The sequence below is a fragment of the Deinococcus alpinitundrae genome, assembly GCF_009982895.1.
In the GTDB taxonomy this organism is placed as follows: Bacteria; Deinococcota; Deinococci; order Deinococcales; family Deinococcaceae; genus Deinococcus; species Deinococcus alpinitundrae.
In genome coordinates this window covers 1-405 of record NZ_WXZL01000126.1, presented here as the reverse complement: position 1 = coordinate 405, position 405 = coordinate 1, and the positions used below count along the sequence as shown (strand labels likewise).

Annotated in this window: 1 protein-coding gene; it reads right to left on the bottom strand. The window is 35.6% G+C overall.

Going from position 1 to position 405, the window contains the following annotated elements:
• Positions 1-405 (bottom strand): PfkB family carbohydrate kinase (locus GUI70_RS25380; protein ID WP_237725132.1); only part of this gene is annotated, 405 nt, incomplete at both ends.

Sequence of the window (405 nt, the reverse complement as noted above, 5' to 3'; positions counted from 1 at the left end):
ATGTGCTTCTCTCATCGGACTATCGATCAAATCAACAGAACAAAAATGTACTACATCATTTTCATTCACATCAATATCATTCACAAAACTTGGTTCAAATAACATATCAGCAGAGGGCTTACGATAAAAAGAAAAATCTCGCTCGCCCGCTTCAGTCAAACTCACAAAAGCTAACGCAGTGTTTGCTTCATTCGTGCGATACACTTTTGATACATCTACACCAATACTTGATATCGTTTCAATAATGCTATCTCCAAATGCATCATTACCTAATTGTGTAATCATATGCGCTTGTTGTCCTAACTTTTGAACTGTACAAGCTACATTGCATGGCGTGCCACCAATTTGCTTCGTAAATGTTTGAACATCTTTTAAATTCGCATTTGTAATATTTGGAATAAAATC